General features: G+C 64.2%; 12 protein-coding genes. 7 read left to right on the top strand and 5 right to left on the bottom strand.

What is annotated here, in order from left to right; translation table 11 throughout:
* Positions 1–85: 85 nt before the first annotated feature.
* From PCE31107_RS12080 to PCE31107_RS12065, 4 genes are all read left to right on the top strand, one after another.
* Positions 86–502, top strand: coding sequence for a DUF4399 domain-containing protein (locus PCE31107_RS12080; RefSeq protein WP_217425198.1), 417 nt, complete (start codon positions 86–88; stop codon positions 500–502).
* A complete protein-coding gene (locus PCE31107_RS12075) occupies positions 486–1,448 on the top strand; it encodes a lytic transglycosylase domain-containing protein (protein ID WP_246181810.1) in 963 nt (320 codons plus the stop codon). Before PCE31107_RS12080 ends, PCE31107_RS12075 begins: the two co-directional genes overlap by 17 nt.
* 262 nt (positions 1,449–1,710) lie before the next feature.
* Positions 1,711–4,047, top strand: a complete 2,337-nt coding sequence (gene parC, locus PCE31107_RS12070; RefSeq protein WP_150608659.1) for a DNA topoisomerase IV subunit A — start codon at positions 1,711–1,713, stop codon at positions 4,045–4,047.
* 12 nt (positions 4,048–4,059) lie between these two features.
* Positions 4,060–4,512, top strand: a complete 453-nt coding sequence (locus PCE31107_RS12065) for a CopD family protein (protein ID WP_150608657.1) — start codon at positions 4,060–4,062, stop codon at positions 4,510–4,512.
* Between the two features lie 19 nt (positions 4,513–4,531).
* Here the strand turns inward: PCE31107_RS12065 and PCE31107_RS12060 are convergent, their stop codons facing one another.
* Entirely contained in the window at positions 4,532–5,455 is a 924-nt protein-coding gene (locus PCE31107_RS12060) for a LysR substrate-binding domain-containing protein (RefSeq protein WP_130025530.1), read from the bottom strand.
* Positions 5,456–5,586: 131 nt separating this feature from the next.
* Here PCE31107_RS12060 and PCE31107_RS12055 point away from each other — a divergent pair, with 131 nt between their 5' ends.
* Positions 5,587–6,855 (top strand): MFS transporter, encoded by a 1,269-nt coding sequence (locus PCE31107_RS12055; protein ID WP_150608655.1) that lies wholly within the window; start codon positions 5,587–5,589, stop codon positions 6,853–6,855.
* Positions 6,856–6,949: 94 nt separating this feature from the next.
* Here PCE31107_RS12055 and PCE31107_RS12050 read toward each other — a convergent pair whose 3' ends face one another.
* Positions 6,950–7,894: a LysR family transcriptional regulator gene (locus PCE31107_RS12050; RefSeq protein WP_150608652.1), complete on the bottom strand. Its 945-nt coding sequence runs from the start codon at positions 7,892–7,894 to the stop codon at positions 6,950–6,952.
* Between the two features lie 138 nt (positions 7,895–8,032).
* On the opposite strand from PCE31107_RS12050, the gene PCE31107_RS12045 reads away from it, so the two are divergent.
* Entirely contained in the window at positions 8,033–8,797 is a 765-nt protein-coding gene (locus PCE31107_RS12045) for an SDR family oxidoreductase (protein ID WP_150608650.1), read from the top strand.
* 74 nt (positions 8,798–8,871) lie between these two features.
* Positions 8,872–9,663, top strand: coding sequence for an SDR family NAD(P)-dependent oxidoreductase (locus PCE31107_RS12040; protein WP_150608648.1), 792 nt, complete (start codon positions 8,872–8,874; stop codon positions 9,661–9,663).
* 153 nt (positions 9,664–9,816) lie between these two features.
* On the opposite strand, the gene PCE31107_RS12035 is transcribed toward PCE31107_RS12040, so the two are convergent.
* The 3 genes from PCE31107_RS12035 to PCE31107_RS12025 all read right to left on the bottom strand — a co-directional run bounded on the left by PCE31107_RS12035 (position 9,817) and on the right by PCE31107_RS12025 (position 12,630).
* On the bottom strand, positions 9,817–10,272 hold the full coding sequence (locus tag PCE31107_RS12035) for a RidA family protein (RefSeq protein ID WP_150608646.1): 456 nt from the start codon (positions 10,270–10,272) through the stop codon (positions 9,817–9,819).
* A gap of 129 nt (positions 10,273–10,401) precedes the next feature.
* Positions 10,402–11,592: an aminotransferase-like domain-containing protein gene (locus tag PCE31107_RS12030; protein ID WP_150608644.1), complete on the bottom strand. Its 1,191-nt coding sequence runs from the start codon at positions 11,590–11,592 to the stop codon at positions 10,402–10,404.
* Between the two features lie 141 nt (positions 11,593–11,733).
* On the bottom strand, positions 11,734–12,630 hold the full coding sequence (locus PCE31107_RS12025; RefSeq protein ID WP_150563076.1) for a DMT family transporter: 897 nt from the start codon (positions 12,628–12,630) through the stop codon (positions 11,734–11,736).
* Positions 12,631–12,653 lie beyond the last annotated feature (23 nt).

Raw genomic sequence — 12,653 nt, 5'->3', positions numbered from 1 at the left:
TGGCGGGTGCCTCACGCGCTGGCAGGCCAGCGTGAGCGCTCACATCGTGGGATAATCCACCCTTCACCCTTCCGGGAGTCGCGTTATGTTGCGTTCCATGCGTTGCATTTTTGTGTCGCTGTTGGTTGTCGGCGCAAGCACCACCGCGCTGGCGCAGTCGCCTCAGCCGCGCGTCTTCTTTGCGGCGCCGACGGACGGCGCAACGGTGTCGAACCCGGTCGCGGTCAATTTCGGCGTCGAGGGCATGGCGATCAAACCGGCAGGCGACATGACGCCCAACACCGGTCATCACCATCTCATCATCGACGGCGATCCCATTCCCGCAGGTCAGGTTGTCCCCACGGACGACACGCACCTGCATTTTGGTAAAGGCCAGACCGAAACGAGCGTCAATCTCACGCCCGGCGATCACACGCTGACGTTGCAGTTCGCCAACGGTGCTCACCAATCGTACGGTCCCGCCATGAGCCAGACCATCAAGGTGCATGTCAAAGGTCGGTAACTTCACCGTTTCGATGGCGCGCCGCATTCGAGCGATCTGCCGACATTGCGTGCCGCAACGTTTCGTTGGGCCCGCGCTGGCCGCCGTGCTGCTTGTCGCGACGCCATTCGCACACGCGGAACTCTACGGTTATGTCGATGAGAACGGCGTCGCCCATCTCGCGGCACGCAAGCTCGACGCGCGTTATCGTCCGGTCGTCGGGGCGGGCGGCAACGTCGACCTGCGTGCGCCGCATGGCGATACGGCCGGTGGCGTGGATCGCTCGCGCCTGTACGATGCCCTCGCCCGACATCCCAATCTGAAGACGCTGGCTCCCGTGATCGCGCAGGCTGCGCAGCGTTATCACGTCGATGTGGCGTTGCTCAAAGCGGTCATTGCGGCGGAGTCGGGATTCGATAGCGCCGCAGTGTCACCCAAAGGCGCCGTTGGCTTGATGCAAGTGCTTCCGTCAACGGGCGAGCGCTACGGCGTGCGCGCAGACGCGCGGCGCACAGTCGCCGACAAGCTCGCCGATCCGCGGACGAATGTGCTGACCGGAGCCCGCTATCTGCGTGATCTGCAAACGCGTTATCCCGACCGTCTCGAACTGGTGCTCGCGTCGTACAACGCGGGCGAGGGGGCGGTGGCGCGTCACGCCGACCAGATCCCGCCGTATGCCGAGACGCGCGACTACGTGGCGACCGTGCTCGCACTTTATCGACGCTTCGATCCCGATGCGCCCGCGCTGGGGCAGGGCGGCGGGGCGTTACGTATGAGCGGGGCGAGCCCGGGCGGCGCTCACGTGGGGCGCGTTGGCGGCGCGCGCGTGAGCGGCTCGCGCGACGGTCGCATCCACGTCATTCTGGGGGCGCCGTCCGGACTGCCCGTCGTGCCGGCTGCTATGCCGAATGCGTCGGTCAGAGAATCGGCGCAAGGGGCGCTGTCGTCTTCGCCAACGATTGATTGAGGCACCCCAGCAACGCTGCCAGGGGCGGCGTCACGAAGGCGCCGGCGGCGCCGTCGCCTGTCGATTGCCACGGTCTGACGCTCGGATTTGTCCGAAATGCGTGCGCAATTCTGCCGATTCCCGCGTCCTCTGATCCGAAAACACGTCTCGCTTTGCCAATCGGACGTGTTTTTGCCGAAATGTGCCGACGAGCTTGGTATGATCTCGCGGTCAACGTCTCCTCGAACTCTCGTCAAACGTTCGCAGCAAACCCATAGGTTTTATGGAACAAGTAGAAGATCTCTTTACGCAACCGTCGGATGACGACACGCTGACGCTCGGCGCATATGCCGAGCGTGCCTATCTGGACTATGCGATCAGTGTGGTCAAAGGCCGCGCACTACCGGATGTGTGCGACGGCCAGAAGCCGGTGCAGCGCCGGATTCTGTTTGCAATGAATGAAATGGGCCTCGCGGCCGACGCCAAGCCGGTGAAGTCGGCGCGCGTGGTCGGCGATGTGCTCGGCAAGTTTCACCCGCACGGCGACCAGTCCGCCTATGACGCGCTGGTGCGTCTCGCGCAGGATTTCTCCATGCGCTATCCGCTCATCGACGGTCAGGGTAATTTCGGCTCGCGCGACGGCGACGGCGCGGCGGCCATGCGTTACACCGAAGCGCGTCTGACGCCGATTGCGAAGCTGCTGCTCGACGAGATCGACGCGGGCACCGTCGACTTCGTGCCGAACTACGACGGCTCGACGCAGGAGCCGCGACTATTGCCGGCGCGCCTGCCGTTCGTGCTGCTCAACGGGGCGTCGGGGATTGCCGTGGGTCTCGCGACGGAAATTCCGTCGCACAATCTGCGCGAAGTCGCGTCGGCGGCGGTGGCCCTGATTCGCAACCCGAAGCTCGACGATGCCGAATTGATGGCGCTCGTGCAGGGACCGGACTTCCCCGGCGGCGGCCAGTTGATTTCGAGTGCGGCGGAAATTCGCGCGGCCTACGAAAGCGGCCGTGGCAGCCTCAAGATGCGCGCGCGCTGGAAGATCGAAGAGATGGCGCGAGGTCAGTGGCAGGCGGTGGTCTATGAGCTGCCGCCGAACACGTCGGGTCAGAAGGTGCTCGAGGAAATCGAGGAAATCACCAACCCAAAGGTCAAGCTCGGCAAGAAGACGCTCACGCCCGAGCAGCAGAATCTCAAGCAGTCGATGCTCGGCATGCTCGACGCGGTTCGCGACGAATCGGGCAAGGACGCCCCCGTGCGACTGGTGTTCGAGCCGAAGTCGAGCCGCATCGACCAGCAGGAATTCATCACGATGCTGCTCGCGCACACGAGCCTTGAGTCGAGCGCGTCGGTCAACCTCGTGATGGTCGGCGCCGACGGCCGCCCGACGCAGAAGTCGCTGCGCGACATTCTGTCCGAGTGGATCGGATTCCGCTTCGAGACGGTCACACGTCGTTCGCGCCACCGTCTGGGCAAGGTCGACGACCGGATTCACATTCTCGAAGGCCGGATGATCGTCTTCCTGAATATCGACGAAGTCATTCGCATCATTCGCGAGTCCGACGAGCCAAAGGCCGCGCTGATGAGCGCGTTCGGGTTGAGCGAGCGTCAGGCGGAAGACATTCTGGAAATCCGTCTGCGTCAGCTCGCGCGTCTGGAAGCGATCAAGATCGAGCAGGAGCTGGCGTCGTTGCGCGACGAGAAGGCGAAGCTCGAAGAATTGCTCGCCAACGACAGCACGATGAAGCGTTTGATCATCAAGGAAATCGAAACCGACGCGAAGCAGTTCGGTGACGATCGTCGCACGCTGATTCAGGAGGAGAAGCGTGCGGTGGCCGAAGCGCGTGTGGTCGACGAGCCGGTAACGGTCGTGGTGTCCGCCAAGGGGTGGGTGCGCGCGCTCAAGGGCCATGGCCTCGATGCACAAGGCTTCTCGTTCAAGCAGGGCGACGCGCTGTATGGCGCGTTCGAATGCCGCACCATAGATCCGCTGATCGCGTGGGGCAGTAATGGCCGCGTCTATTCGGTGGCCGTGGCGCTATTGCCGGGCGGGCGGGGCGATGGCGTACCGCTCACGTCGTTGATCGAACTGGAGTCGGGCTCGCGCTTGCTGCATTACTACGCGGCGTCGGGCGAGCAACCGCTGCTGCTGGCAACGTCGACGGGCTTCGGTTTCACGACGAAGCTGGGCGATATGGTCAGCCGAGTGAAGGCCGGCAAGTCGTTCATGACCATCGACGAAGGCGCGGCACCGCTGGCTCCCACGCCGATCTGGCAGGGTGCCAGTGCGGTGGCGTGCCTGTCGAGCGACGGTCGACTGCTCGTGTTCGGCATGGACGAGATGAAGTCGCTTACCGGGGGCGGACGCGGTGTCACGCTGATCGGGCTCGATGACAAGCAGACGCTGGTGTCGGCCGTGCCGATCGGCGAAGCGGGCGTTACCGTGTATGGCGAAGTGCGCGGAGGCAAGCTTCAGGCCGAGACGCTCTCTGGGCCGTCGCTCGCCCCGAACATCGGCAAGCGCGCCCGCAAGGGACGTGCGCCGGCAGTCAAGTTCGCGACGTTCAAGCCGCGTTCGCTCGAGCCGGTACTGCCGGCCGCCCCTTTGGCATCCTGACGGGAGTCACGCATGAACGTTTATGCCTTGAGCTTGTTCTTGCATCTGGTGAGTGTGGCGGTCTGGATCGGGGGGATGTTCTTTGCGCTCGCCTGCCTGCGTCCGGCGTCCTCCGAATTGTCGCCGCAGCAACGACTGCCGTTATGGGAGGCGGCGCTCTCGCGCTTTTTCACCTGGGTCGGCGTGGCCATCGTTCTGATCCTGCTCTCGGGCGGACACATGATGCTCGGGATGGGCGGCATGCACGCCCGTTGGCCCGTGCATGCGATGGCCGGCATTGGCGTGGTGATGATGCTCGTCTTCGGTCACATTCGCTTTGCGCTGTTTCCGCGTCTGCAACGCGCGGTGCAGGCGCAGTCGTGGCCGGACGGCGCTGCCGCGGTCAATGGGATCCGGCGGTTGGTGATCGTGAATCTTGTATTGGGCGTCGTCGTCATCGGTCTGGCAGCGTCGCTGCGCGGCTGATTGCGGACCTCGCGGGATCTCATGCGCCTGGCGGCGTCGTCTCATGAAGGCGGCCTGCCACTTCGCGGCAAATCGCGACGAACGCCTGCACCAATGGGCTCGTGTCGTCGCGACGCTTGGCCAGCAGCAGGGGCGTGTGCGCGTCGGGCTCGCTAAGGTCCATGAAGCATGCGCCCTCGATCTGGATGCATCGTACGGCGGCCGGGAGTATCGCCACGCCCAGCCCGCTCGCCGCGAGTGCCACGATGGTGGTCGACTCGCGGGCTTCCTGTACGACGCGTGGCGAAAACCCTGCGCGCTCGCACATCCGCCGTATTTTTCCATCGATCGCCGTGCCCACATCGTGCGGATGCATGATGAACGCCTCATGGGCGAGGTCGGCCATGGACAGGCTTGCGCGCCCTGACAGCGCATGACCCTGGTGCAAGACCACGACGAGCGCTTCGTCGATCAATGTCTCGAAACTGAGCCCCGCGATTGGCGGCGCGTCGTCCGCCTGACGCACCAGGCCAATGTCCAGCGTGCGCTCGGTGAGCGCGTCCCGTTGCCGCTCCGAAGGCGATTCGATCAACGTCAGCGTCACGCGCGGATATCGCAGGCGATAGCCGGTGAGGACCCGTTTCATCAGGTTCGTCATCGGTGCGGACGTCGTGAACGCGATGCGCAATTCCCCGGCGTCGAGTCCCGCAATCTGTTGCACCTCCTGGCGGGCGGCTTCCGCGTCGGCGAGGATCTGACGCGCCCGCACGAGGAACGCCCGCCCGGCGGTGGTCAGGAAGACGCGTCGCTGTGAGCGCTCGAAGAGCGCCACGCCCAACTCGTCCTCCAGCGCGCGGATCTGCATGGAGAGCGGCGGCTGGCCGATATTGAGCTTCTGCGCCGCACGGCTGAAATGCAACGCTTCAGCGACGGCCACGAAGTAGCGCAGATGGCGCAGTTCCATTCCTCAGTCCTCGATTGATCTTTTTTATATATGGAAATATCGCTTAAATATATATTGGACGTGGGGTAACGGCAAACCTATCATTCGCTGTATACATTTCCCCCCAGACTCGCGTGAGCCGGTCCAGCGTCATGGCATCAACGAACTCCCTTCCGCTCCCCAATGGCATGGCCTCGGGTGCCGGTACGTCGGCATCCAAGCTTCCGGCGGGTGTCGCGCGCGGTACACGTGAATACGCCGTCATCAGCCGGGCCCTCTTTTTCGGCGGGTTCTCGACGTTTGCCCAGCTGTACTGCATGCAGTCGCTGTTGCCGCTGCTGACCACGACCTTCGGCATCACGCCGGCACAGGCGAGTTGGTCGGTCTCGGCAGCCACGATGATGATGGCGCTGGGTCTGCTCGTGACCTGTGTCGCCGCAGATCGTGTGAGCCGCAAGCGGATGATGACCATTGCGCTGCTCAGTTCGTCGGTGCTCACGCTTGCGAGTGCGTTTTCTACCAACTTCGAGACGATCGTCATCCTTGGCGCCCTCAAGGGCCTGGCGCTCTCTGGACTGCCCGCGATCGCAATGGCATACCTGAGCGAGGAAATCGATCAGCGCTCGCTCGGAATGTCGATGGGGCTCTACATTGGCGGGAACATTCTCGGTGGCATGGCCGGACGCGTGCTGTCCGCGTTGATTGCCGACCTGTTCTCGTGGCGCGTGTCGGTGGCGGTAATCGGGCTGGTCTGTCTGGCGATGGGGCTGGAGTTCGCCCGCAGCCTGCCGCATTCGCGTCGTTTTTCGCCGCGCGACATGACGGTGCGCGAAGCGATCGGACATGCGCGGCGGCACCTCTGTGATCCGGCGCTGCTCGGCCTGTACCTGTTCGCCGGCCTGATGATGGGCAGCTTCGTGAGCGTCTACAACTATCTGGGCTTTCACCTGTCGGCGCCGCCATTTCATTTGCCGCACGCCGCCATTGGCGCAATCTTTGCGATGTATCTGATCGGCGTGATTGGCTCGTTCATCGCGGGACCGCTCTCGGACCGCGTGGGACGTCCCCGGCTGCTGTGGGTGCTGGTGGCGTTGGCGTTCGTGGGACTGGTGACCCTGCTGGCGTCGCAAGTGCTGGGCGTGGTGATCGGTCTCGCGATCTTGACGTTCGGCTTCTTTGGGGCGCACACCGTCGCCAGCAGTTGGGTGGGGCGCCGCGCGACCGAAGGGCGGGCGATCGCCTCGGCGCTATACCTGTTTTTCTACTACATGGGCTCCAGCCTGCTCGGCAGCTACTCGGGCGTCATGCTCAAGTCGCACGGCTGGCACGGCGTGATTGCGCTGCTGGCGGTGGCGGTTGTGATATCGCTTGCTGTCGCGATAGCCATGCGGCGCGCTTACGGCAGCGGCAAGCCGCGCTGATCGTCACCGGCAACGCGCACCAACGCGCAGAACGATTCCCCGGTCCCTGAACCGGAACGTCCGAGCACGCCGAACATAGGCGCGTGACGCGCGATCAGCGCGTCGCCGGCGCGATGCCTGCCTCGTTTGCGTCACCCCGATCCCATGGGGGCACACCGCCGAACGCACCGACCAGAAAGTCGATCATGACGCGCACGCGTGCGCTGAGGTGTCGGCGGCTCGGGTACATGGCAAGTATGTCGATTTCAGGCAGACGATAGTCGGGCAGCACCTGAACGAGCGTGCCCGCACGCAGATCGTTGCCGATCAGGAACGTGGGTTGCCAGATGATGCCTTGTCCGGCCAACGCCGCCGCGCGCGCCGTATCGCCGTTATTGGTATGCATGTGGCAGTCGACCCGCACGGCGTGGGTCTTGCCGCCACCGTCGATCAGTTGCCACTCGTCGCCGGTAGCCGCATACGTGTATCCGATGCAGCGATGCGTGATCAGGTCCGCCGGCACGGTTGGACGTCCGACGCGGTCCAGGTAGGCCGGCGACGCACACAGGATGTTTTGCGATGTGGCCAGTTTGCGGGCGGCGTGGCTGGTCGGACCGGCACGCGAGATGCGGATCGCCAGATCGTAGCCTTCGTCGACGATATCGACGACGCGGTCGATCAGCGCAACGTCGAGTTCGATGCCGGGATAGGTCTGCGTGAACCGAGGCCATAGCGGTGCCAGATATTGAATCCCAAAGCTCACGGGCGCATTGATGCGAAGTCGTCCACGCGGTTCGACCGCTGCGGAGCTCACAAGTCCTTCGGTCTCCGCGACATCGTCAAGGATGGACTTGCAGCGGGCGTAGAGCGTCTCTCCGCCTTCGGTGAGCGACAGCGTACGCGACGTGCGATTCAGCAGGCGCGTGCCCAAATGCGCTTCCAGTTCGTTGACATAGCGAGTGACGTTTGCGGGCGACGTGCTGATCGCCTCCGCCGCGCGCCCAAAACCCCCCCGACTGACCACGGTCACGAAAACCTCAAAGGCGCGAAGACGGTCCATACCCATTCGCAATCATTCATAAAAGATGAATGATATAAACATTTTCTATGCCTTTTTGCAATCAAATATGAAGCCTATAGTCTCTTCACGGGCCAGGGCATATCGCACTGGCCGACACAGCGGTTCAGGAGATTGAACATGCAACGCTTGACAGGGAAAGTCGCCATCGTCACGGGGGCCAGTGCGGGTATCGGACGAGCCACCGCTAGGCTTTTCGCGAAGGAAGGCGCCAAGGTGGTGATGGCGGCGCGCCGCTCGGCGGAACTGGAAACGCTCGCGGCGGAGATCGTCAGCGAAGGTGGCGAAGCCGCGTATCTGGCCGGCGACGTGCAATCGGAGGACTTTGCGAAGGCGCTGGTCGCGCTTGCGGTAAGCCGCTTCGGCCGTCTGGACATCGCCTACAACAACGCCGGCACGCTCGGTGAGATGGGACCGACCACCGGCATTTCCGAAGCGGGCTGGAACGCCACGCTGGCGACGAACCTGACGAGTGCCTTTCTGGGCGCGAAGCACCAGATTCCCGAGATGCTGAAGCAAGGCGGCGGATCGATCATCTTCACGTCGACGTTCGTGGGTTACTCGTTCGCGTTTCCCGGCACGGCAGCCTACGCGGCGAGCAAGGCCGGGCTGATCGGGTTGACGCAGGCGCTTGCCGCCGAGTACGGTGCGCAGGGTGTGCGCGTCAACGCCGTGTTGCCCGGCGCCGTGGACACGGAGATGTATCGCGACATGAACGATACCGACGCGTCGCAGGCATTCGTGACCGGGTTGCATGCGCTCAAGCGCGTCGCGAAGCCAGAAGAACTGGCGCGTTCGGTCCTCTATCTTGCGTCGGACGATTCGTCTTTCGTGACCGGTACGGCGTCGCTGGTGGATGGCGGCGCCTCGATCACCCGTACGTGAACCTGTGGGTGACGTCCCGTTGTTCATGACGGGACGTCGTCATCTCAATGCATTCACTGAAAAGGAAGTCACTCATGGACCTGCAATTGAAGGGCAAACTCGCGCTGGTCAGCGCAAGCACGGCCGGCATCGGTCTCGCCATTGCCAGCACACTGGCGCAGGAAGGCGCGCGCGTGATCGTCAATGGTCGCGCCCAGTCATCGGTCGACGACGTGGTTGCGCAACTCAAAGCGAACACCGGCGGCGACGTGTACGGATTTGCGGGGGATCTGAGTACCGCGGCGTCAGCGGACGAACTCGCGCGGCGCTATCCGAATGTGGAGATTCTGGTCAATAACCTGGGCATCTTCGAGCCCAAGCCGTTTGAAGCCATTCCCGACGAGGACTGGCAGCGCTTCTTCGACGTCAACGTGCTGAGTGGCGTGCGTTTGGCGCGTCTGTTCCTGCCGGCGATGCGGCAGGCCAACTGGGGCCGCATTATTTTCATTTCAAGCGAAAGCGCCGTACAGATTCCCACGGAAATGATTCACTACGGGATGACGAAAACCGCGCAGCTTGCAGTCTCGCGCGGGCTGGCGGAAGCCGTTGCCGGCACGGGCATTACCGTCAATAGCGTTCTGCCGGGGCCGACGAAATCGCGGGGCGTGGGGGAATTCGTGGAGACCCTTGCCAAGGCCGACGGCAAGTCGTTCGAGGTGTTTGAAAAAGAATTCTTCGAGACGGTCCGCCCGACATCGCTCATCAAGCGATTTGCTTCGCCGCAGGAAATTGCGTCGCTCGTGGCATACGTCGCCAGTCCGCTGTCGTCGGCGACGACAGGCGCCGCGTTGCGAGCCGATGGGGGCGTGATCAAGAGCGCCTTCTAGACCCACACGAGCATTGGGCCGGCGCTGCCCAGTGCTGGCTCGATGACGGATCGGCGGGGAGCGGTTGTGGTTGGGGGAGGAAGACGGCCGCAAGGCGGCACGCCTCCCATCACAACGCCATGCGCCGAGCGTCAGGCGGCCATCGAACGATGATCAGGCGAGTTCGGCGATCAGCTCGATCTCGACACACGCTCCCAGCGGGATTTGCGCGACGCCGAACGCCGAACGCGCATGCTTGCCGGCCTCGCCAAAGACTTCGGCGATCAGTTCCGATGCGCCGTTCGTCACCAGATGCTGATCGGTGAAGTCCTGCGTGGAATTGACCAGGCTCATCAGCTTCACAACGCGCTTGACCTTGTTCAGGTCACCCGTGTGCGCGTGCAGCGTGGCGATCAATTCGATGGCGACGGCACGCGCCGCGGCCTTGCCTTCGTCGACGCTCACGTCTTGACCGAGCTTGCCGGTCCAGATCTTGCCGTCTTTCTTGGGCAGGTGGCCCGAGAGGAAAACGGTGTTGCCGGTCTGCGCGCTCATCACGTAGGCGGCAGCGGGCGCGCCGGCGGTCGGCAGTTCGATACCCAGTTGCTTCAGTTTGTCGTAGACGGACATGTACGGCTTCCTTGCAGATGCGTTGAATCGGACCGAGCCATCGGCCCGATAGGTTGGTTGAGTGCGAGCCTGTCGATCGCGTCGACGACCGGCCTGAATCGCTTCAGGCCGGCAGGGGCGACAAACGGATCAGGCGGCGCGCCGCGCGAGCGCTTCGGCGACGAGCGCCCCGAGGCGCGCAACGCCCACCTCGATCTTCTCGGGCGGCACGGTGACGAACGACAGCCGGAGCGTATTCGCGGGCGGCGTGCCGACATAGAACGGCGAGCCGGGCACGAACGCCACATTCTGCGCAATCGCTTTTTCCAGCAACTGCATGGTGTCGATGCCGGCGGGCAATGTCAACCAGACGAACATGCCGCCGGCCGGTGGGGTCCAACGGGTGCCTGCCGGCATGTGCTTCGCCAGCGATGCCAGCATCGCGTTGGCCTGCGCGGCGTAGAGCGTGCGGATCGACGGGATGTGCGTGTCGAGGAAGCCGTCCTTCACCACCTCGTAGGCGATGCGCTGCGTGAGACTCGGTGTGTGTAGGTCGGCGGCCTGTTTGGCCTGCACCAGCTTGGCGATCACTGCCTGTGGGCCGATGATGAAGCCGAGGCGCAGCCCCGGCGCGAGCACCTTCGAGAACGATCCCATGTAAAGCACATGCGCCGGGGCGAGCGACATGAGGCTCGGCAGGCGCTGGCCTTCGTAGTCGAGTTCGCCGTACGGATCGTCTTCGATGATCGCCAGGCCGTCGCGCTTGGCAACGGCGGCCAGCGCTTCGCGGCGCGCCATCGGCAGGCGGCGTCCGGTCGGGTTCTGGAAGTTCGGCATGGCATACAGGAAGCGCGCACCCTTTGTTTGCTCGGGCGTGAGCGCCTCGGGCAGCAGACCGTGGTCGTCGGTCGGCACCGGCACATACGTCGGGGCGAACAGCGAGAACGATTGCAGCGCGCCCAGATAGCTCGGCGCTTCGACCAGCACGCGGCTGCCTTCGTCGATGAAGATCTTGCCGATCAGGTCCAGGCCCTGCTGCGACCCCGTGGTGATCAGCACGTTCTCGGGCGCGAGCGTCAGGCCGTCTCGCGAGTAGCGCTTCGCGATCCATTCGCGCAGCGGGGCGAACCCTTCGGTGGCGCTGTATTGCAGAGCGGCCTGCGGCGAGTCGGTCAGTACGCGCTCGGCGGCCGCGCGCATGCGCTCGACGGGGAAGGTCGCGGGCGACGGCAGGCCGCCGGCGAACGAAATGACGTCCGGGCGCTCCGTGACCTTGAGGATTTCGCGAATCGCCGAGCTGGTCAGATGGCGGGCACGTTCGGAATATTGCCAATCATGCATGAGGGTCTCGCTTTGAGAGGGCGGCCGGATCGACCGGCCGCTGATATCGGGCGTTGCGCATGCCGAGCGCGTGGGGGCTGGCGCAAACGCCGGGGGGGAGACGCGTCGCGGCGCAGGGATCGCATGCGCCGTGGCGTGCCTTCAGACCGGTTTGCCCGTGAGTCGCGAGGCGCCGATCTTCATGTGCTTGCCGAGTGCGATAGTCAGGACGACGCCCGCGGCGAAGAGCCACGTTGCCGTGTCGACGTGTTCGCCGAAAAAGAGGGCGGACAGCGCAATCGTAAAGAAAATCTGAAGCAATTGTACTTGGCCCACGCGTGCGATGCCGCCCATGGCGAGACCCGCATACCACGCGAAGAAGCCGATGAACTGCGAGAAGAGCGTCACGTAGGCGAACGCACCCCATGCCTTGCCGCTGACCGGCCACGGCTGATGCCACGCCAGCCAGCCCACCGGCAGCACCAGCACCGGCGCCGACACTACGAGCGCCCAGCAGATCACCTGCCAGCCTCCCATCTCGCGAGCGAGCTTGCCACCCTCGGCATAGCCGAGCGCACCGATGACCACCGCCAGCAGCATCAGCCCGTCGGCCGCATGCAGGCTGCCGCCCCCGGCGCGCAGCGCGAAGGCCATCACCAGCACGCTGCCGGCGAGGGCACAGCCCCAGAACCCGCGCGACGGACGTTCACCGCCGAGCCAATAGGCATAGATCGCGACACAGAACGGCTGCAAGCCGTTGACGACCGCGCCGTGCGACGCCGGAATCGTCTTCATCGCCCATGCGGAAAACACCGGGAACGCAATGATCACGCCCAACGAGGTGATGGCGAGACTCTTGATCTGGCGTGGCGTGGGCCATGCCTCGCGACGCCACCAGAGCAGGGCGCCCGCGAAGACGGAGGCGACCAGCGCGCGCCCCAGCCCATTGAGCAACGGGTTGACTTCCGCGACGACAATGCGTGTCATCGGCAACGTCAGGCTGAAGATCAGCACACCGATCAGTCCGATCAGCATGCCCCGGGATTCACGCGAATTCATGGTGTCGCCTCGTATGTCTGGTC

This window comes from Pandoraea cepalis, assembly GCF_902459625.1.
GTDB lineage: Bacteria > Pseudomonadota > Gammaproteobacteria > Burkholderiales > Burkholderiaceae > Pandoraea > Pandoraea cepalis.
The sequence above is the reverse complement of the archived record's forward strand: the minus strand, read 5'-3'. Positions and strand labels throughout refer to the sequence as shown.